The organism is Micromonospora sp. L32 (assembly GCF_052068055.1).
GTDB classification, from domain to species: Bacteria; Actinomycetota; Actinomycetes; order Mycobacteriales; family Micromonosporaceae; genus Micromonospora; species Micromonospora purpureochromogenes.
Genome location: NZ_JBQHDD010000004.1, coordinates 320558 through 340133 on the forward strand (window position 1 = coordinate 320558; position 19576 = coordinate 340133).

Consider the following 19576-nt stretch of genomic DNA (forward strand, 5'->3'; position numbering starts at 1 on the left):
GGCGGACCGGCGGGCGGCTCAGGCCCCGGCGGGCGGCGCGAAGACGCCGAAGTGGTTGCCGGCCGGGTCGAGCAGGTGGGCGAAGGTCAGGCCGTTGTCGTTCGACTTCAGCGGGACCAGCACCTTGCCGCCGGCCGCCTCGGCCCGCCGGCAGGTGTCGGCCACGTCGGCCACCTGCACGTAGAACACCGCGTAGTTCGGGCCGGCCCCGCCGGTGGCCCGGATCGCACCCTGGATCGACCCCTCCGGCCCCGGCTCCACCACCCGGTACGACGTCTCCGGGCTGCCCTGTTCGGTGAACGCCCAGCCGAACACGTCGGTGTAGAACCGCCCGGTCTCCTCGGCCCGGTCGGTGCCGACCTCGAACCAGCTGACCGCGTTGGTGATCGTGGACATGTGTCGCCTCCCGTCGCAGGCACCGGCCGGTCGGCCGGGCTCGTCAGGGGTCAGCCTCGGGGTCGTCCGCGACACCGTCCTGTCGGTGTTTCCGTGTCAGTCGGCCGGACCGGCGCCGGGCAGCGCGAGCGTGCCGGGCGACGACCGGACCGGAACGGGATCCAGCACCAGCGGTTGGATCCGGCGGATCAGGTCGGGGCGGCGCTCCGCCAGCAGCAGGGCCAGCCGGGCCGCCTCGTCCGGGGTGATGTGGTACTGGGCAACCCCGAGTTCCGAGAGCCGCACCAGAGCATCCACCGCCAACTCCTCGGTGCGCGGCCCCCACGAGCCCTGGTCGGCGTGGACCGCCTTCTTCACCAGGTGGCCGACCTCCCGGGTAACCGGATCGTCCGCTTCGATCAACGCCAGGCAGCAGCGCAGGTAGGCGAAGCCGATCTGCTCGTCACGGACCAACAGGAAATCGAGTTTCCCCAGCAACTCCGCGGCGAGAGCCCGGGACACGGTGCCGTCGGTGGCGAGTCGGTCGAACAGCAGTACCGCCAGATCGACGAGGTACGGGCCGGCCGTGCTGCGCATCTCGACGAGCAGCGACGCGACCGTCCGGTAGTGCCAGGCCCGGTCGGCCGGTTCGACCTGCCGCGACCTCAGCAGCATCGCCAGCAGCACCCGGGCCATCGACTGCCGCTGCGGACCGGGCGCGAACACCACCGTGTTGAGCGCCGGCGGAAGCACTTCGACGAGCGGTTCCAGCGCGTGCTGGGCGACGTCGTTGGTGACACCGCACTCGAAGTTCGCCATCCGGCGCACAATCTCCGGGTCCGGGTCCGACTGCACCTGGAACCAGGCCCGGTCCGACGACGGCGTCGCCTGGTACGTCCACGCCAGCTCGGCAGTCGGCGGCCGCCAGGACTCGTCGGCGAGTCGCAACCGGATCTCCCGGTGCGCCGCGTCACCGAGCCGGTCCAGCGCGACCGCGTTCACCAGGCTGCGGTACTCCCCCTCGGCGAGCTGGGCGCGCCAGAGCAGGGCCTGCCGGGTCCACGACGAACGCACGTCCTCGGCCGCCGGGTAGAGCTGCCCGCCCGACAGCTCACCCGCCGCGCAGAGCCCGAGCACGAAGAGGTTCGCGCTGTAGACGGCGTGCCGCTCGGGAACCGACAGCGCGCGGGGCAGGTACGAGGTGAGGTGTCGGGCCGGACGGGCGTCGTGGACGGTTCGGAAGAGACGCAGCAGCACCTCGACGATGTCGCTCCTGCGGTCCGGGCCGCAGGTCTGGAGCGCTTCGGCGAGGAAGCCGACGATCGGCGCCCGCCCGGTCAGCGTGGCGAAGGACAGCAGCGCGTGCAGCGGGTCGTCGTCGACCGACGCGCCGCGCAGCATGCTGGTGGCGGCCTCCCGCGCCGCCAACTCACCGAGCACCAGCGCGGTGGTCCGGGCGACCAGGAACTCGCCGAAGGTGGCGTGCAGGAACTCGTACGTCTCCGCCCGCCGGTCACCTCGGACGGCCTGGGCGCGGTGCACGAAGAAGAACCGCCCGAGCACGATCTCCGCGGCCCGCAGCGGCGCCCGCAGGTTCCCATCGGTCCGGATGCCCGGCGACTCACCCGCCAGGAACGGCAGTGCGGCCAGATCGGCTTCCAGTTCCTCCTCGGTGACCCACTGGACGCCCCGGTTGAACATCGCGAACGCCACCACCGCCAGCCGGCGCAGCTCGCGCTCGGTGGCGCGGGACGTTTCTCGCTCGGACAGTCCCGGTTGGTGCTTGAGCACTTCCCGACGGGCGAAACTGCGCAGCAGACGCTCGTACAGTTCGCCCCGGCGCAGCGTCCCGGCCGAGTGAAGGTCGTTTCCGTCGGCGTCGTAGAGGGCCAGCATCAGCAGCAGTAGCGGCTGTTCGGCCAGCTCGCGGTGGGCGAGCACAGCGGCCGGGTCGAGCGGCGGCACGCCGAGCGTCGGGAACCGGTCGGCGTTGACCGCGTTCCAGGTGGCCACCCAACGGGCGACGCGCGACGGATCGAACGGTTCCAGCCGTAGGGCGATCGTGTCGGACGGCGGCTTCGCCCGGTCCGCGACGCTCGTCCGGGTGGTGACCAACACCGCCACCGGCCGCCCCTGGTCGGCCTCCCGCCGCTGGAACGCGGCCACCTTGAGCAGGTAGTCCGTCTGAGTCACGCCACTGGCCTGAAGCAACTCGTCGAAGCCGTCGAGCAGTATCACCGGCAGCGCGTCCCCGGCGGAGCGGGCCAGCGCCGGCCAGTCCAGCCGCTCCCCGGTGGCATCCCGGATGGCCTGCTCGATCTGGTCCTGGAGGTCAGCTTCGAGCCGTACCTCGCGCAGCACCACCCGGACGACCAGGAAGTCGGTGGCCGGAAGCTGAGCGGCGAGCACCCTGGTGAGCACGGACTTGCCGGACCCGGGCTGGCCCAGCACCAGAAGCGGTGCCCTGGTCGCCCTGGACGAGGTGAGGTATCCGGTCAGAAAATCGACCAGGTCGTCCCGAACCGGCTGCTCCGCCCACCAGGATTCGTCGCTGGGCCGGGCCCGCTCACCCATCGCGGCCAGCCGGCACAGCGGCGGGACGTACGCCTCGCCGAGCGCCGGCACCCGCAGCCCGTCCGGCACCTCCCCGGAGGTGATGATCGGCCGGTCGAGCTGCGCCCGATAAGCGCCGGCCAGCGCGTCCCGCCGATCGGTCGGGACCCGCCCCGTGGACATCGCCGCCAACGCTTCGCGCAGCTCGACGAGGCCGACCGCGAGTGCGCGCACCTCACCCCGGGTGGCCTCATGCTCGTGCAGCCCTGACCAGTAGGCGACCTCGGCGAAGTCCACCGCCAACGCGGTGAGCAGGTCCCGGTGGCGGTCGACCGCCACAGCCGGCACCCGTCCCAGTGCCTCCTGAAAGGCACGCTCCCCGTGCGGGATCATCCGGTTCCGCAGGGCCAGGCCGTCGACGAACACGTCGACGTGTCCGGCCATCGTCGTGAAGTACTGCAAGAGGGCCTGCCGCAGCGCCGGGTAGGGCAGCTCCGGCCCGGGAAGGGGAGCGGGGATCTCGAACAGGGTGCGGACGACCGCGCGGGCCTCGACCGGCCCCGTCCCGGCCAACGACAACTGCTCCGGCCTGCGGAGCTCCAGATCGGCGAAGTCAAACGGCAGGTCGGCCTCGCTCAGCGCCTCGAAGAACGCGGTCACCGCGATCACCGCGTGGGCGGCCTCCAGCCGCTGCGTCCGCCCGTAACGGGACAGCCCGGACCGCTTCTCCGCCACGCTCCGCATCAGCTCATGACCGAGCCGGACCAGCTCGCCCTTTGCGTCGAAGATGCTGAGCAGCGCAGGCAACGGCACCGCGGCGGCCAGCAGCGCTCCGCCGGTCAGCTTGTCGAACCAGTCGACGAACCTGCTCTTCTCCCCGCCGAGCAGACGTACCGCGTCGGCGTAGCTGAGCGTGTCGGGCACGCGGTCCTCCCCGGGAACTGCAGACCTGCCACCATCCCGCGTCCAGCCGACCGGCGCTGTCGGATATCAGACCAGGCTCAGCGCGCGCACCCGCTCGTGCGGGATGTCCAGGTCGTCGAGGCGCAGCTCGCGGGTGACCACCTCGGGCAGCGCCTGCACCCCGAGGATCCGGTCGGTGCGGAAACAGCGCAGCCCGTCGCGCAGGCGGCACCAGGCGAGCAGGTACCAGTGTCGGGGGTTGCCGAGGTAGCCCAGCGGTTCGACCTCGCGCGCCGACGCCGCCCCGGCGCGGTCGGCGTACCGCAGGCGCAGCACGCGCCGCGCGGAGACCGCGTCGGCGACGACGGCCGGGACGGGCGTGGCCGGCCCCTCGCCGATCAGGTGCACCCGGCCGGCGAGCCGGTGCGCCTCGGCCGCGTCGGCGGCCGGCATGACCGCCAGCAGCTTGCGCAGGGCGGTGGCGCCCGCCCCGGCGAACGGCGTGCCGCCGAGCCGGTGCAGCGCGACGGCCATCGCGACCGCCTCGGCGGCGGTCAGGTTGACCGGTGGCAGGGTGTGCGCCCGGTCGACCACGTAGCCGCCGGTGCGGCCGGGCTCGGCCCAGATCGGCACGCCGGAGCCCTGCAACGCGCTGATGTCCCGCTCGATGGTGCGGGTGCTCACCTCGAAGCGCCCGGCCAGCCAGCGGGCGCTGCGCGGCCGGGGCGACACCGCCCGCAGCTCCTCCACCAGGGCGTAGAGGCGGTCGGTCCGGTTCACCCCCGCAACCTAGGCCGGGGGTACGACAGCGGCGCTCAGGCGATGCAGGCGCAGACGATCAGCGCGGCGCCGAAGTGGGTGGCGGCGCTGACCCGGGCCGCGGGGTGCGGCTCGTCGGAGCAGACGATCTCGCCCAGCTTGCCCGGGGTGAGCAGGTCGAGCACGAAGAAGGCCAGCGCCATGATGGCCAGCCCGATCAGCCCGAAGATCACCGTGGACGCGAGCCCCTTGGCGAAGTCGCTGTAGCTGGTCAGGATCGCGGTGAAGACGATCCCGGCGATGCCGAGCTGGTTGGCGGCGAGCAGCAGCGCGGCGTTGCCGTTGCGCCGCACCCAGATCAGCTCGCGCAGCCTTCCCGGGGTCAGCACGTCGACCAGCAGGAAGCCGGCCGCCATCAGGGCCACTCCGACGACCCCGAACACCACGCTCTGCCACGCCCCGCTGAGCAGATCCTCCAGCACCGACTGCCTCCCGGCCTCCTACGCCCGGCGAGGGTGCCGGCGCGGTGATCGAGACGATAGCGGCACCGCGCCACCCCGATCTAGAGCGACAGGTATCGCTGCCGCTCGTACGGGGTGACCTCGCGGCGGTACTGCTCCCACTCGGCGCGCTTGTTGCGCAGGAAGAAGTCGAAGACGTGCTCGCCGAGCACCTCGGCGATCAGCTCCGAGCCGGCCATCACGTCGATCGCCTCGGCGAGGTTCTCCGGCAGCGCCTCGTACCCCATGGCCCGCCGCTCGGCGCTGGTCAGCGACCAGACGTCGTCCTCGGCGCCCGGCGGCAGCTCGTAGCCCTCCTCGATGCCCTTGAGGCCGGCCCCGAGCAGCACCGCGAAGGCGAGGTACGGGTTCGTCGCCGAGTCCAGCGAGCGGACCTCCACCCGGGCCGAGTTCGGCTTGCCGTACGCGGGCACCCGGACCAGCGCCGACCGGTTCAGGTGGCCCCAGCAGACGTACGCCGGGCTCTCGGTGATCCGGTCCGGCAGTGCCAGCGGGAAGAGCCGCTTGTACGAGTTGACCCACTGGTTGGTGACCGCGGTGTACTCGCGGGCGTGCATCAGCAGGCCGGCGATGAACGACTTGGCCACCTTGGAGAGCTTCATCGGGTCGCCGGCGTCGTGGAACGCGTTGCGCTCCCCCTCGAACAGCGACAGGTGGGTGTGCATGCCGCTGCCTGGCTGGTCGGTGAAGGGCTTCGGCATGAAGGTGGCCTGCACGCCGGTGGAGAGCGCCACCTCCTTGACCACGTGCCGGAAGGTCATGATGTTGTCGGCGGTGGTCAGCGCGTCGGCGTAGCGCAGGTCGATCTCCTGCTGGCCGGGGGCCACCTCGTGGTGGCTGAACTCCACCGAGATGCCGATCCGTTCCAGGGCCAGCACGGCCTGGCGGCGGAAGTCCCGCGCGACGGCGTGCGTGGTGTGCTCGAAGTAGCCGCCGGTGTCCACGGGCACCGGCAGAGACCCGTCCATCGGCCCGTTCTCCAGCAGGAAGAACTCGATCTCCGGGTGGGTGTAGAAGGTGAAGCCCTTCTCGGCGGCCTTGGACAGCATCCGGCGCAGCACGTGCCGCGGGTCCGCCCAGGAGGGGCCGCCGTCGGGGAGCAGGATGTCGCAGAACATCCGGGCGCTCTCGCCGCTGACCCCGCCCTCGAACGGGAAGACCTGGAAGGTGGTCGGGTCCGGCATGGCGACCATGTCGGACTCGAAGACCCGGGCGAAGCCCTCGATCGCGGAGCCGTCGAACCCGATGCCCTCCTCGAAGGCGGCCTCCAGCTCGGCGGGGGCGACCGACACGCTCTTGAGCGTGCCGAGCACGTCGGTGAACCACAGCCGGACGAACCGGATGTCCCGCTCTTCCAGCGTACGGAGGACGAACTCCTGCTGACGGTCCACTTCCCCAACCTCTCGCGACACTCTTTGTCCGCCTTCGACCGGGCTGCGCCCGACCTGACCGCCCAGTCTCCCCGGGCCTCGTTACGCCGACGTTACGCGAAGCACCGCCGCCCGTCCCGTCGTGTCCCGCCCGCCGGCGGCCATCCCGGGAGGGTGGCCGCCGTCTCGTCCCGGCCACCGCCTCGGTAAGCCGACGCTGGGGCAAGATGAGGGCATGCCCACCCTGCGTCTCGCGCTGTCACAGGTCAACCCGACCGTCGGCGACCTCGCCGGCAACGCCGAACTGGTCCGCACCTGGAGCCGCCGCGCCGCCGACGCCGGCGCCCAGCTCGTCGCCTTCCCGGAGATGATGCTGACCGGCTACCCGGTCGAGGACCTGGTCTTCCGCCGCTCCTTCGTGGCGGCCTCGAAGGCCGCGCTGGAGCAGCTCGCGGCCGACCTGGCCGCCGACGGCCTCGGCGACCTGCCGGTCGTGGTCGGCTACCTGGACGCGGACGGCCCGCCGCAGGTCAGCGGGGACGCCCAGCCGGGCCGGGGCGCCCGCAACGCCGCCGCACTGCTGCACTCCGGCGGCGTCGTGGCCACGTACTTCAAGCACCACCTGCCCAACTACGGCGTCTTCGACGAGGACCGCTACTTCCTTCCCGGCGACGCCCTCACCGTCGTGCGGGTCGGCGGGGTGGACGTGGCGCTGACCATCTGCGAGGACCTCTGGCAGGCCGGCGGCCCGTTCGCGGTGGCCCGGCAGGCCGGCGTGGGGCTGGTGGTCAACATCAACGGCTCGCCGTACGAGCTGAACAAGGACGACATCCGGCTGCCGCTGGTCCGCCGCCGGGCCGCCGAGGCCGGCGCGACCATCGCGTACGTCAACATGATCGGCGGCCAGGACGAACTGGTCTTCGAGGGCGACTCGATGATCGTGGCGGCCGACGGCACCCTGCTCACCCGCGCCCCGCAGTTCGTCGAGCACCTGCTGGTGCACGACGTCGAGCTGCCCGAGGCGGGCGAGCGCGGCGCGGACGAGCAGGAGCTGGCCGACGGGATGCGGGTCGTCCGCCGTACCGTCGGATCCCTCCCGCCGGCCCCGACGGGCCCGGCGGCCGCCGGCGGGGTGATGGAGCCGGTCGCCGACGAGGCCGAGGTGTGGCAGGCGCTGGTGCTCGGCCTGCGCGACTACGTCAACAAGAACCGCTTCCCGTCGGTGGTGCTGGGCCTGTCCGGCGGCATCGACTCGGCCGTGGTGGCCGCGCTCGCCGTCGACGCGCTCGGGCCGCAGCGGGTGGTCGGGGTGTCGCTGCCCAGCCAGCACTCCTCGGAGCACTCGCGGGCGGACGCGGAGGACCTGGGCAAGCGGACCGGCCTGGACTACCGGGTCGAGCCGATCCAGCCGATGGTGGACACCTTCCTGGCCAACATGTCGCTGTCCGGGGTGACGGTGGAGAACCTCCAGGCACGGGTCCGGGGCGTCATCCTGATGGCGCTGTCGAACCAGGAGGGCCACCTGGTCCTCACCACCGGCAACAAGAGCGAGCTGGCGGTCGGCTACTCGACCCTCTACGGCGACTCGGTCGGCGGCTTCAACCCGGTCAAGGACGTCTGGAAGACGCTGATCTGGCGGCTGGCGAAGTGGCGCAACGCCGACGCGGCCGGCCGGGGCGAGACCCCGCCGATCCCGGAGAGCTCGATCGGCAAGCCGCCGTCGGCCGAGCTGAGCCCGGGCCAGCTGGACAGCGACACCCTGCCCGACTACGACGCGCTCGACCCGATCCTGATCGGCTACGTCGACGGCGACCTGGGCCGGAAGGGGCTGCTGGAGTCCGGTCACGACCCGGCCGTCGTGGACCGGGTGCTCCGGATGGTGGACACCGCCGAGTACAAGCGCCGGCAGTCCGCCCCGGGCACGAAGATCTCCATCAAGGCGTTCGGCCGGGACCGCCGGCTGCCGATCACCAACCGCTGGCGCGAGCAGGGCTGAGCGGAACTGTTCCCGGCGCGGCCGCGACCGGTCCCGGTCCCGCCGCGCCGGTTGCGCCGAGTGAAATCCTGCACTGTGCCCTGCCGTGAGGCGGTCGTCCGGTGCGACGATCGCGGCGGAACCCGGGGACCGCGACGGCGGCCTCGAGGAAAGGAGACAGTCATGGTGGAGTCCACCCCGACCGAGGTGACCGCCCTCTACGGCGGCCCGGCCACCCGGCGGGTACGCACCCGCGACCTGATCGCCGCCAAGGAGCGCGGCGACCGCTGGGCCATGCTCACCTCGTACGACCAGTACACCGCCTCGATCTTCGACGCCGCCGGCATCCCCGTGCTGCTGGTCGGCGACTCGGCGGCGAACAACGTGTTCGGCTACGAGACCACCCTGCCGGTGACCGCCGAGGAGCTGCTGCCGCTGGTCCGGGCCGTGGTCCGGGCGACCCGGCACTCGCTGATCGTCGGGGACCTGCCCTTCGGCTCGTACGAGGAGGGCCCGACCCAGGCGCTGCGTACGGCGGTGCGGTTCATGAAGGAGAGCGGCTGCCACGCGGTGAAGCTGGAGGGCGGCCGGCGCTGCGCCGACCAGATCGCCGCGATCGTCGGCGCCGGCATCCCGGTGATGGCGCACATCGGCTTCACCCCGCAGAGCGAGCACACCCTGGGCGGCTACCGGGTCCAGGGGCGGGGCGACGCCGCCGACGAGGTGATCGCCGACGCCCGGGCGGTGGCCGAGGCGGGGGCGTTCGCGGTGGTGCTGGAGATGGTGCCGGGCGAGGTGGCCAAGCGGATCACCGCGGAGCTGCCGATCCCGACGGTGGGCATCGGCGCCGGCCCGGACACCGACGCGCAGGTGCTGGTCTGGCAGGACATGGCCGGCCTGCGTACCGGCCGGGCGCCGCGGTTCGTGAAGCGCTACGCGGACCTGGCCGGGACGCTGTCGGAGGCGACCCGGCGCTTCGCCGACGAGGTACGCGGCGGCGAGTTCCCCGCCGCCGAGCACACCTTCTGACGTACGCCCCGGGGCGCGGCGGCGGGACACCGCCGCCGCGCCCGTGGGTGCCGTCGCGGACGGGCCCGATGGTGGGGGGCGTCGGTCAGACGTCGGTGACGCGGATGCCGGCGTGCGCCTTGTAGCGCTTGTTGATGGCGATCAGGTTGGCGGTGAACGCCTCGATCTGGTGGGCGTTGCGCAGTCGGCCCGCGTAGATGCCCCGCATGCCGGGGATCCGGGCGGCCAGCGCGCCGACGATGTCGACCAGTTCCCGGTCCTCGGTGCAGATCAGCACGTCGAGGTCGATCCGGTCGATCTCCGGGTCGGCCAGCAGCGGCGCGCTGACGTGGTTGAACGCCGCGCAGACCCGGGAGTCCGGCAGCAGGGCGGCGGCCTGCTGCACGGCGCTGCCCTCGGGGACCGGCAGGGCGTACGGGCCCTGCTTGTCGAAGCCGAGCGGGTTGACGCAGTCGACCACGATCTTGCCGGCGAGCGGCTCGGCGAGAGCGGCGACGATGGCGGCGTGCCCGTCCCACGGCACCGCGATGATCACCACGTCGCTGCGGCGGGCCACCTCGTCGTTGTCGGCGCCGGTCACGTCCACTCCGGCTGGTACGCCGGGCAGCGCCGCGATCTCGGCGGCGGCCGCCGCGGCCCGCTCGGCGGAACGGGAACCGATCAGCACGGTCTGCCCGGCCCGGGCGAGCCGGTAGGCGAGGCCCCGCCCCTGGTCGCCGGTGCCACCGATGATGCCGACGGTCAGCCCGGAGACGTCGGGCAGCGTGGTCGCGTCGTAAGCCATGCGGTCATCCTCGCAAACCGTCCCCGCCCCCAGCACCGCCCGCCCCTGTGACAATCCCCGCTACCCACCCGCTCCCCCGCCCCTCGGGGCGGGTGGGTGCGGCGGGTTCAGGCGCGTTCGAAGATGACCTTTCGCTGGGTGGGGTCGGCGGTTACCAGGCGGACCTGGATCCGTTCGCCGAGCGGCAGCTCGCCGGTGCAGCGGGCGCGCACCGGCGGGGCGTCCAGCGCCACCGAGCCGCCGGGCGGGCGGCCGGGCTTCGACTGGCCGTTCGGCGGGGCGTCCACGTCCAGCACCGCGGCCTCGAAGACCTCCCCCACCCGGTGCTCCAGCAGCACCGCCTCGGCCAGCTCGATGGCGCCCCGGGTGGCCGCGCCCGCCGTCCGGTCGGTCGCCGCCATCACCTCGGGCAGCTTCGGCAGCGCCGCGCGGGCCCAATCCGGCACCGGCCGCTCCTCGTGCAGGGCCAGGCAGACCTCCGTCGCGTACCGGTCGGCCAGCCGGCGCAGCGGGGCCGTGACATGGGCGTACGCCGCCGCGACCCCGCCGTGCTCCGGCTGCTCGGGCAGCTCGCCGTCGAACGCCGTGTACGCGGCGCCCCGCATCAACTCCGCCGCCTGGTCCACGAAGGCGGCGGCCCGAGGCTGCGAGGCGTCCAGCCCGGCGAGCACCTCGCCCACGCCGACGCCGTCGGGCCACGGCACGCCCAGCGGGGCGGCGGCGGCGCGGAGTCGGGCCACCGCCTCGGGCTTCGGCGGCGGCATGGTGCGCAGCAGCCCGATCCGGCCGGCCAGCATGATGTCGGCCGCGGCCATCCCGGTCAGCAGGGAGATCTGCGCGTTGTGGTCCTCCATCGGGACGGGACCGCGCAGCACCAGCCGCCAGCCGTCACCGTCCGGCTCGACGTCCTGCTCGGGCAGGGGCAGGTTGACCGCGCCCCGGCGCAGGCCCCGGGCGGTGAGCAGGGCGCCGATCTCGGGCAGCAGGGCAACCGGTTCGGGCAGCCGCCCGGCGTCCGCGGCGGCCTGCACCCCCTCGTAGTCGAGCTTGGCCCGGCTGCGGACCCGGGCGCGTTCCAGCGCGACGCCGGTGGTCGCGCCGTCGGCGTCGAGGTCGATGGTCCACACCACCGCCGCCCGGTCGACGTCGGGCAGCAGGCTGGCCGCGCCCTCGCTGAGGGTGTGCGGGTGCAGTGGCACGTTGCCGTCGGGCAGGTAGACGGTCTGCCCGCGCCGCCAGGTCTCCTCCTCCAGCGCGCCGCCGGGGCGTACGTGGGCGGCGACGTCGGCGATGGCGTACCGCACGCGGTAGCCGCCACCGGGGCGGCGGGCGAGGTGCATCGCCTGGTCGAGGTCGCGCGACGCCGCCGGGTCGATCGTGACGAACGGGACGTCGGTACGGTCGACCCCGCTGGCCGGCGGTGCGGCGGCGGCCTGGTCCGCCTCGCGCTGCGCCGCGTCCGGGAAGCCCTCGGGCAGTCCCAGCTCGCGGCGCAGCGCGCCGAAGTCGATACGGGGCGCCAGTACGCGTCGGATGACCACGGGGTCAATCCTGGCAGTCCTGCGCGTGATCCGCCCTCCGGCGATGCGACGGCGGTCGCCGTACGGTCAGCCGGTGGCCTTGCGGGCCCGGGACCGGGCGCTGGTGGGCGCGGTGGCCCGAGCGGCGGCCGGGCGGGCCGGTGCCTTGCGGGCGGTCACCTTCTTGGCGGCCGTGGTCCTCGTCACCGGCGCCTTCTTCGCGGTCGCCTTGCGGGTGGTGGTCGCCGAGGTGGCGGTCGCCTTTCTCGCCGGCGCCTTCTTGGCGGTCGTCTTCGACGCCGGCGCCGTCCCGGCGGTGGTCTTCTTCGCCGGTGCCTTCTTCGCCGCGCCGGTGGTCTTCTTCGCCGCGCCGGTGGTCTTCTTGGCTGCGGTGCCGGTGGTCTTCTTCGCCGCGCCGGTGGTCTTCTTGACCGCAGTCGTGGCCTTCTTACCCGTGGAGGTGACCTTGCGGGCGGCGGTCGAGGCCTTCGCGGCCGTGGTCTTCTTCGCGGCGGTGGTGGTCTTTTTCGCCGCAGGCGCGGTCTTCTTCCCAGCGGCGGTGGTGGTCTTCTTCGCCGCGGGCGCGGTCCTCTTCGCGGCGGCGGTGGTGGTCTTCTTCGCCGCGGGTGCCGTCTTCTTCGCGGCGGTGGTGGTGGTCTTCTTCGCCGCGGCCGTGGTCTTCGCGGCGGCCTTGCGGGCGGGGGCCTTCGTCGCCGTCGCCTTCGACGCGGCGGTCTTCTTCGCCGTGGTCCTGACGGCGGGGGCCTTCTTGGCGGTGGTCTTGGTGGCGGGCGCCTTCTTGGCGGTGGTCTTCGAAGCGGGGGCCTTCTTGGCCGCCGTCTTCTTCGCGGCGGTCGCCGTGGTGGTCGGGGTCCGTCCCGCCCCGGCGCCCGCCGCACTCGTCGCCGCCCGGCCGGCCGGCGCCTTCCGGGCCGCCGCGGTGGTCGTGGTGGGCCGGCGTGCCGCGGTGCTGCGGGTGGCGCCCGCCGTCCGCGTGGCCGCGGCGGACTTCCTGGCGGCCGGGCGGGTGGTGGCCTGTTGTGCTTCGGCCATCTCGGTTCCCTCCTTGGGGACATGCGCTCGCGCGCCCCCGGTGCGGAGGCACGGAGTTCCTCGACACGGGCCGTCCCGCGCCGTTTAGCTGCCCTCCCCGGCCCAGCGGGCGTCCTCGGCCTCCCACGCCTCGTTGCGCTCCCGCACCGTCTGCAGGGCGTTCTCGGCGTCGGCGGACGAGGCGTACGGTCCGAGAACGTGCTTCGCAGGGCACACGTCGGCATCGGTCTCGACCCGGTGGTGTCGGGTGCACCAGTAGTAGTGCCCACCACTTCCGCTGTCGTTCATGAGATCACTGTGCACCGGGAGCAGCCCGGCCGCCACCGGATCGCGCAAATAGTCGCGACGACCTCCACAGTAGACGTGCTGGTGGGGGCCGCGCGGCGGAATGCGGTAAGCCGTACCCGGACGGACGGGGCAGCCGGAAGGGCGGTCGGTGGCGGAGAATTCCCCGGTGCGTCTCGGGGGCAGAACATCGGCACGGGTACGCCGCGGCCTGCTCGCCGCGGCCGTGGTCACAGTCTTCGCCGTGACAGCGGTGGCGGTGGCGGCACCGCTGCTGCGGGACCGGTCGCAGCAGCGGCTGGAGCGGCGGGCCGAGCGGGAGGTGACCGCCATCGCGCAGCGGGCGCGGGGCGAACTGCTGGCCGATCCGGCGGCCGCAGAGGCGGATCTGCGCCGCGCCGCGGAGCGGGTCGACGGCGTCGAGGTGTTGGCCGTGGAGGGTGGCGCGCAGCGCCGGGAGGCCGGGGTGCGCCTGGTCTTCCGGGTACGCGTGGCGAAGACCGCGGCCAGCGTCTTCGGCTGGCAGCGGGCCACCACCGAGCGGTGCTTCGCGCAGCTGGTGCGCCCCGGCACCGGTCCGGCCGCGCTGGAGCGGGTGCCCTGCCCGGCGTGACCGGGCCGCTGGGGCGGGTGAGCCGGGCGGTGGCCTGGTCCGGCTGACGCCGACGGCGCGGCCATCGGTCGGCACGGGCGGGGCCGTGCCGGTTAGGGTCGCCGGATGGGCGTACCGGACTACATCCTGCGGATGCGCGAACACGTCGGCCACGACCTGCTCTGGCTGCCGAGCGTCAGCGCGGTGGTCCGCAACGACGCCGGCGAGCTGCTGTTGGGGTTGCGCTCCGACGACGGTCGCTGGTCGGTGGTGAGCGGCTTCGTCGAGCCGGGCGAGCAGCCGGCCACCGCCGTGGTGCGCGAGGTCGAGGAGGAGACCGGCCTGCGCGTCGAGCCGGTACGCCTCAGCAGCGTCGTGTCGCACCCGCACACCTACCCGAACGGTGACCGCTGCGAGTACCTCAACCTCGGCTTCCACTGCCGACTCGTCTCCGGTACCGCCCGGGTCAACGACGACGAGTCGGTGGCGGTCGAGTGGTTCGGGGCGGACCGGCTGCCCGAACTGGACGCGCACGCCCGGCTGGTGATCGCGCGGGCGCTCGCCGACGAGCCGGCCTCCTGGTACCTGCCGGCGGGCGCGACCTGGGACGAGTTCTCGGGCGCGCGCTGACCCGGCTGCCGGTCGGGACTCAGGCCGTGGCCTGCGCCGTCGCCGCCTCCGCCGCGGGTTCCGCCCGCGCCGTCCGGATCGCCCAGGTGAGCGCGTACGGGGTGCAGGCCAGGTAGAAGTTGGGCTCGACCAGCACGAGGTCGGTGATGAGGAACCGTTCCCAGTCGGTCGGCCGGGGCAGGCCGAAGGACCAGTCGGTCCAGCAGTTGAGCAGCCAGAGCGGGGCGGAGATCCGGTCGACGCCGTCCGGCGGCAGCTCGGTGACCGGCTGCCCCGGGTCGATGGGCGGGATGGCGGCGACCACGGTGGCCACCACCGCGACGTCGGCAGCGGCGAACGCCGCGAGCACGCCGACCGTCCAGGCGAGCCGGAGCCGTCCCCGCCGGGCCAGCGTCGCCGCGGCCCAGAGCGCCAGGGTCAGCGCGGCCAGCCAGACCAGTACGCCGGGCAGGACGCGGGCCAGTTGCCGCGCGTCGTCGAGCAGGGCGACCTCGGCCGGCACGACGGTGATCGCGACGGCGAGCCCGACGCCGACCGCGGTGGCCGACGGCCCCACCCGTACGCCGTGTCGGGCCGCCCGGGCCGCCACCACGGCGAGCAGCACTCCGAGCCCGGCGCAGAGCGTCGAGAACAGCGGCAGTTGCAGCCGTTGCGCCCACCCGAATCGCAGCTCCAGCGCACCGTGCACGGCGGCCGTCGCGAACAGGGCGACCGCCACGATCGCGACGCAGGCGGGCGGGGCGAGCAGCAACGCGGCAGCCGTACGCCGCACCTGCCGTCGCCACACGGCCCGGTCGACCATCGGGGCATCGGCGCGGCTGGCGGCCAGGCTGGCGGCGAAGCGCAGCATCCGGACCCGCTGCCCGGCCTCGGCGAGGACGTGCAGCTCGGCGGTCCACTCCCGGCGCAGGTCGTCGCGGAGCGCCACGGGCCAGCGCCGGGCGGCCGCGCGGAGCAGCGCCTCGGCCACCCGCCGGGTCACCATGCCGGCGCTCCGGCCGGCCCGCTCAGGGCCGGACCGGTCCTGGGGGCGAGGGCGCGCAGCTCGGCGAGCGCCTGCCGGGCGGCGGTCACGCCCTCGGCGGTGAGCAGGTAGTACCGCCGGGCCGGCCGGCCGGCGGCGGCCGGTTCCACCTCCTCCCAGTCGGCGGTGAGCCAGCCGGCGTCCTGGAGGCGGTGCAGCACCGGGTAGAGGGTGCCGCTGGGCAGGCCGGTCGCCCTCATCAGGTCGAGGCCGTAGCGCGCGGCGTCGGGCTCGGCGAGCAGCGCCGCGAGCACCTTGGCCACCGGAATCGTCATCCGCATGCGGCGGACTATATCTGTTCTCTACATAGGGTGCTGCCCCGTCTTCGGCGCTCGCCGGTCAGGCGGCCACCGCCCTGCTCCGCCGACCGCCCTCGGCCGGCACGGCCGACAACTGGTCAGGAGCCGGTCCCGCCGACGATCGTCCGCAACCTGTCCAGTTCCGGCGCGGTGCCGATGGCGGACCGCGGCTCCGGATGCTCCACGTAGTGGCGGACGCTGCCGGCGAGGAAGACCGCGTCCACGTGCGCCGGACCGACCGCCAGCGATCGCGGCACCGGCCGGCCCGCCGGCGTCCTCGGCTGTTCGGAGAGGACGAGCGTCGCGAAGGCCTTCCCGGCCGGCGCGGGCGGCCCGCCGGGAAGCAGCCGGTCCCACCGGACGGTCCTGCGCCGCACCAGGCCCCGCACCGTGATACCGGTCTCGTCGAGCGTCAGGCGGGGCCGGTCGTCCAGCAGCACCAGCACCACGACCACCAGGACGGCCACCACCGCGAGCACGTTCCAGACCAGGGCGTCGCCGGATTCGAAGAACCGCACCCGGTCCTCGCCCGGCACCCGTTCGGTGATCAGGAGCCCACCCGCCAGCCAGCTCACCATCGCCGACCACGGTCCGGCCCAGGCCGGGGCGGCCGGTGCGGTGAAGCGCCGCCCGGCGGAGTCGATCCGGAAGGTGGCCGGCCGACGGCGGGCCTCGCGGGTGAGCAGCAGGTGACCCACCGCCGGCACCAGGATGCTGCCGGCGATGCCCGCCGCCCAGGCGAGCAGGGCCACGGCGGTGGAGTCGATCCGCCAGGTGAGCGGCTTCAGCCAGAACTCGACGCCGATCCGCAGCAGGAACGCGGCCAGGGCAAAGGGCAGCGCGAGCAGGCGTGCCGTACGGGGGGTCACCGGCGGGAGTGTAGGCCGATGGATCAATGAGGGCGGCCGGGTGTCAGGCGTCGGTGTGCAGGCGGGCGTGCAGGTGCATGTCGTGCCAGCCGTCGGCGTGCAGCCCCTCGCCGCGCTTCGTACCCTCGGCGGTGAAGCCGGCGCGGCGCGCCACCCGGCAGGACGCCTCGTTCGCCGTGGAGTGGCACAGCTCGACCCGGTGCAGCCGGAGGGTGTCGAAGCACCAGGCGGACACCGCGGCGAGCGCCCGTGGGGCGACCCGGCGGCCCCGCGCGGCCGGCAGCACCCAGTACGACACCTCGGCCAGTCCGTCGGCGAGGACGACCCGGCGCAGGCTGAGCTGCCCGACCACCACCCCGGCGTCGCGCACCGCCCACCCGGCGCCGGTCTCCGCCCGCCACCGACCCGGCCAGGCGGCGATCCAGTCGGCGGCCTCGTCGTCGATCATCGACCGGCAGTGCCAACGTCGGATCGCGGCGTCGGCGTACGCGGCCACCACCACCGCACGGTCCGCCGGCAGCCACGGACGCAGGTGTACGCCGTCGGCGCGCAGCTCCGGCTGCGCCAGCGCGGCCATCGATCCGGGCGGTACGGCGGGCGCGGCGAGCATCGGCACGAGTGGACTGTAGGCGGTGTTCCTGCCCCAGGTGGGGCCGCGGCGCGGTACCGGATCCTGCACGCCGAACGGGTCCGCCAGCGGGTCGCGTCGTGCCGGCCGGCGAACACCTGATCGCCGCGTCCGTCCGGCTCTCCAGGGGCGACGCGGAGGGCATCTCCTGGGCCTGGGAGTTCGGGCACGCCGCCTGGGCCGAACCGATCGTGTCGTAGCGGTACGTCTTCGACAGTGGGGGTCGGTCGCCGGATCGGGATGGTGCGCCGGAAGACGGCGGACCTATGCTCACCGCCTGAAGATCGATGAGTCTGGGGTGTGCCGGTGAGGCGGCTCGACGTTTTCCACAGCGCGGTCGTGCTGGCCGCGTTGGCGCTCGCCGTCAGCGGGTGCGGCCGGTTGGGCGACGCGATATCGGGGGACCTCTCCGACCGCGCCTGCCACCCCGATCCGGAGACGGTCGCCGCACTGCGCCAGGAGCCGGTGTTGACCCGGACGCCACCCGGCGCCACCGCCGGGCCGACGACCGAGACCGTCAGTTGCGGCGATGAGCCACCCAGCTTCGGAATGCTCGACCGCGAGGTGACCGGGGCCGGCACCGCCGACGACGTGTCGCGCTTCTACGCGGACCTCGGCCGCTCCAGCGGCTGGGAGAGGTTCGACCATGGCGTCCACGTCTACGACGCCGGCAAGCCGGACGACACCAGGTGCACGTGGCGGCTTCAGGTGGTCAGCACCGCCGAGGGGACGTACCACGTGCAGGTCTTCTATACGCCTCGGGATCTCCGGCCCACCTGCCTCTGATCGGACGCCTGCCGGTCCGCCTCCGTGAGAGAGCGCCAGGCGCCGGCCGAGGTTTTCATCATTCGGTCCACCATCGAGCGGGCGGGCGCATCGTCCGAAAAGTCGTACGAGACCTCGTGTCCTCCGTCGCCACCGAGACGGCTGCGGATTCGCCAGAGCCGGCCGTCGTAGACCATCCATATGTCCCGTCGGGCCGTGCGGTCCCACGCGCCGTTCCACCAGCGACCACCTATTTCCACTACCGATACCTTGGTCACACACATGTTCGAACGGCCGGCAGCGTTTCTTGCGCTTTCTCCGTGTTCGGACCTGTCAGGCTGAAGAATGAGTCGGTGATCGAGGGTGGGACCGGTGGCCGGCGGGCCGGACGTGGACGGCCGAATCAGGAACCGCCCGGCCAGGAAGTGGTAAGTACGGGGAGCACCGCGGGAGATAAGCGCCGGGCGAACTTCCTGGAGTTGTTTTTCGATCTGGTGCTGGTCTTTGCCTTGTCGGGAGTCGTCTCGCGGGTCGTGTCGGACCTGTCCGCCGACACCTTCGCCCGGCAGTGGGCGGCGCTGCTGTACATCCTCGTGCTGGTCCTACCGATGATGTGGCTGTGGACGACCACCTCCCACATCACGAGCCGCTTCGACCCGCGCCGGCCAGCCGTCCAGGTGATGGTGCTGCTCACCGCATTCGGCGTGGTGTTCATGGCGTCGTCTTTGCCGTACGCGTTCGTTGGGCGCGGCTGGGCGTTCGCCGTACCGTACGTAGCCCTCCAGGTGGGGCGACCACTGGTCCTCATCGGACTGTCGCGCGATCGTGCGCAACGAGTCCTCTACGCCCGGTCGGCGATCTGGTTCACCGTATCGGCCGTGCCATGGCTGGCAGGCATCCCGGTTCAGGGCGGTGCCCGGGTAGGCCTGTGGGCGCTGGCCATCACGATCGACCTCGTGTCGGCCCGCTTTTCCTGGCCAGTGCCCGGCCTGAGCCGGCAATCGGACAGCGCCTGGGAACCCAGCAAGACCCATCACCTTGCCGACCGGTACGAGCAACTCCTGCTGATCGCACTCGGCGAGAGCGTGCTGTCGCTGGGGATCACCTACACCGATACGCCGGTGTCGCTGGCCACGACGCTGGCTCTGGTGGTCGGCTTCGTCACCACAGTGCTCCTGTGGCGGATCTACTACTACCGGGTGGGGCAGGTGCTCCCCGAAGCCGTCGACTTGGCCGGAGACCAGGTCAGAGCCGGCCAGACCGTCGGACGCGCCCACGTGCTGATGGTCCTGGGCATCGTGCTCGTGGCGGCCGGCTACGAAATCGTCGTGACCAACCCAGTCGACCATGTGCGCCCAGCCTGGCTGGCCGCGGCCCTCGGCGGGCCGGTCGTCTATATCGTCGGCCGGATCGGATTGGAACGCGTGGTCTTCAACCGGCTCTCCCGGCGCAGGCTCATCGGCATCGCGGCCTTAGCGGCCGTGGCACTCCCGCTGGCCTTCACCACACCGTTGATCGTGGCGACAGGCGCCCTCGCAATACTCCTCGGCATGGCCCTGGCCGACGCCCGACAGGCCCGGGGTCGACCACCAGAAGTCCCATCGCCAGCCACCACCCGGCCGAAGAGAACCTGACTCCGCAG

At 73.2% G+C, this 19576-nt stretch carries 19 protein-coding genes; 7 read left to right on the plus strand and 12 right to left on the minus strand.

Features of this window, described 5'->3' with window-relative positions:
• Positions 1-18 precede the first annotated feature (18 nt).
• From ACTMTB_RS13360 to glnA, 5 genes are all read right to left on the minus strand, one after another.
• The gene (locus ACTMTB_RS13360) at positions 19-396 is read right to left on the minus strand and encodes a VOC family protein (protein WP_441145457.1); all 378 of its coding nucleotides are present in this window, start codon (positions 394-396) and stop codon (positions 19-21) included.
• A gap of 96 nt (positions 397-492) precedes the next feature.
• Positions 493-3852 carry an NACHT domain-containing protein gene (locus ACTMTB_RS13365; RefSeq protein WP_441145459.1) on the minus strand — a complete coding sequence of 1120 codons (3360 nt, stop codon included), beginning with the start codon at positions 3850-3852 and terminating at the stop codon, positions 493-495.
• Between the two features lie 66 nt (positions 3853-3918).
• The gene (locus ACTMTB_RS13370) at positions 3919-4611 is read right to left on the minus strand and encodes a helix-turn-helix transcriptional regulator (protein WP_280841377.1); all 693 of its coding nucleotides are present in this window, start codon (positions 4609-4611) and stop codon (positions 3919-3921) included.
• A 35-nt stretch (positions 4612-4646) separates the two neighbouring features.
• Positions 4647-5072: a DUF350 domain-containing protein gene (locus tag ACTMTB_RS13375; RefSeq protein WP_441145461.1), complete on the minus strand. Its 426-nt coding sequence runs from the start codon at positions 5070-5072 to the stop codon at positions 4647-4649.
• 80 nt (positions 5073-5152) lie between these two features.
• A complete protein-coding gene (glnA, locus tag ACTMTB_RS13380; protein ID WP_357612314.1) occupies positions 5153-6502 on the minus strand; it encodes a type I glutamate--ammonia ligase in 1350 nt (449 codons plus the stop codon).
• Between the two features lie 214 nt (positions 6503-6716).
• Here glnA and ACTMTB_RS13385 point away from each other — a divergent pair, with 214 nt between their 5' ends.
• Together ACTMTB_RS13385 and panB are read left to right on the plus strand one after the other, a co-directional pair.
• Positions 6717-8477, plus strand: coding sequence for an NAD+ synthase (locus tag ACTMTB_RS13385; RefSeq protein ID WP_441145464.1), 1761 nt, complete (start codon positions 6717-6719; stop codon positions 8475-8477).
• Positions 8478-8639: 162 nt separating this feature from the next.
• On the plus strand, positions 8640-9485 hold the full coding sequence (panB, locus tag ACTMTB_RS13390; protein WP_441145466.1) for a 3-methyl-2-oxobutanoate hydroxymethyltransferase: 846 nt from the start codon (positions 8640-8642) through the stop codon (positions 9483-9485).
• A gap of 85 nt (positions 9486-9570) precedes the next feature.
• Here the strand turns inward: panB and npdG are convergent, their stop codons facing one another.
• Together npdG and ACTMTB_RS13400 are read right to left on the minus strand one after the other, a co-directional pair.
• Positions 9571-10269: an NADPH-dependent F420 reductase gene (gene npdG, locus ACTMTB_RS13395; RefSeq protein ID WP_441145468.1), complete on the minus strand. Its 699-nt coding sequence runs from the start codon at positions 10267-10269 to the stop codon at positions 9571-9573.
• Positions 10270-10376: 107 nt separating this feature from the next.
• Positions 10377-11810 (minus strand): RNB domain-containing ribonuclease, encoded by a 1434-nt coding sequence (locus ACTMTB_RS13400; protein ID WP_441145470.1) that lies wholly within the window; start codon positions 11808-11810, stop codon positions 10377-10379.
• Between the two features lie 73 nt (positions 11811-11883).
• On the opposite strand from ACTMTB_RS13400, the gene ACTMTB_RS13405 reads away from it, so the two are divergent.
• Positions 11884-12930, plus strand: a complete 1047-nt coding sequence (locus ACTMTB_RS13405; protein ID WP_441145472.1) for a hypothetical protein — start codon at positions 11884-11886, stop codon at positions 12928-12930.
• Here the strand turns inward: ACTMTB_RS13405 and ACTMTB_RS13410 are convergent.
• A complete protein-coding gene (locus ACTMTB_RS13410; RefSeq protein ID WP_280841559.1) occupies positions 12927-13130 on the minus strand; it encodes a hypothetical protein in 204 nt (67 codons plus the stop codon). The two genes, ACTMTB_RS13405 and ACTMTB_RS13410, sit on opposite strands and share 4 nt — an antisense overlap.
• A gap of 166 nt (positions 13131-13296) precedes the next feature.
• Between ACTMTB_RS13410 and ACTMTB_RS13415 the strand changes: the two genes are divergently transcribed.
• Together ACTMTB_RS13415 and ACTMTB_RS13420 are read left to right on the plus strand one after the other, a co-directional pair.
• Positions 13297-13740 (plus strand): hypothetical protein, encoded by a 444-nt coding sequence (locus ACTMTB_RS13415; RefSeq protein WP_441145474.1) that lies wholly within the window; start codon positions 13297-13299, stop codon positions 13738-13740.
• Between the two features lie 105 nt (positions 13741-13845).
• Entirely contained in the window at positions 13846-14349 is a 504-nt protein-coding gene (locus tag ACTMTB_RS13420) for an NUDIX hydrolase (protein WP_441145476.1), read from the plus strand.
• Between the two features lie 19 nt (positions 14350-14368).
• Here the strand turns inward: ACTMTB_RS13420 and ACTMTB_RS13425 are convergent, their stop codons facing one another.
• The 4 genes from ACTMTB_RS13425 to ACTMTB_RS13440 all read right to left on the minus strand — a co-directional run bounded on the left by ACTMTB_RS13425 (position 14369) and on the right by ACTMTB_RS13440 (position 17157).
• The gene (locus tag ACTMTB_RS13425; RefSeq protein ID WP_441145478.1) at positions 14369-15334 is read right to left on the minus strand and encodes a hypothetical protein; all 966 of its coding nucleotides are present in this window, start codon (positions 15332-15334) and stop codon (positions 14369-14371) included.
• Positions 15328-15654, minus strand: coding sequence for a PadR family transcriptional regulator (locus ACTMTB_RS13430; protein ID WP_441145480.1), 327 nt, complete (start codon positions 15652-15654; stop codon positions 15328-15330). The genes ACTMTB_RS13425 and ACTMTB_RS13430 overlap by 7 nt, the downstream gene beginning before the upstream one ends.
• A gap of 116 nt (positions 15655-15770) precedes the next feature.
• Positions 15771-16541, minus strand: coding sequence for a PH domain-containing protein (locus ACTMTB_RS13435; RefSeq protein ID WP_441145481.1), 771 nt, complete (start codon positions 16539-16541; stop codon positions 15771-15773).
• Positions 16542-16584: 43 nt separating this feature from the next.
• Positions 16585-17157 carry a GNAT family N-acetyltransferase gene (locus tag ACTMTB_RS13440; RefSeq protein ID WP_441145483.1) on the minus strand — a complete coding sequence of 191 codons (573 nt, stop codon included), beginning with the start codon at positions 17155-17157 and terminating at the stop codon, positions 16585-16587.
• Positions 17158-17475: 318 nt separating this feature from the next.
• Between ACTMTB_RS13440 and ACTMTB_RS13445 the strand changes: the two genes are divergently transcribed.
• Together ACTMTB_RS13445 and ACTMTB_RS13450 are read left to right on the plus strand one after the other, a co-directional pair.
• Positions 17476-17955: a hypothetical protein gene (locus tag ACTMTB_RS13445; RefSeq protein WP_441145485.1), complete on the plus strand. Its 480-nt coding sequence runs from the start codon at positions 17476-17478 to the stop codon at positions 17953-17955.
• A 332-nt stretch (positions 17956-18287) separates the two neighbouring features.
• Positions 18288-19568: a low temperature requirement protein A gene (locus tag ACTMTB_RS13450; protein WP_441145487.1), complete on the plus strand. Its 1281-nt coding sequence runs from the start codon at positions 18288-18290 to the stop codon at positions 19566-19568.
• The last annotated feature ends 8 nt before the right edge of the window (positions 19569-19576 follow it).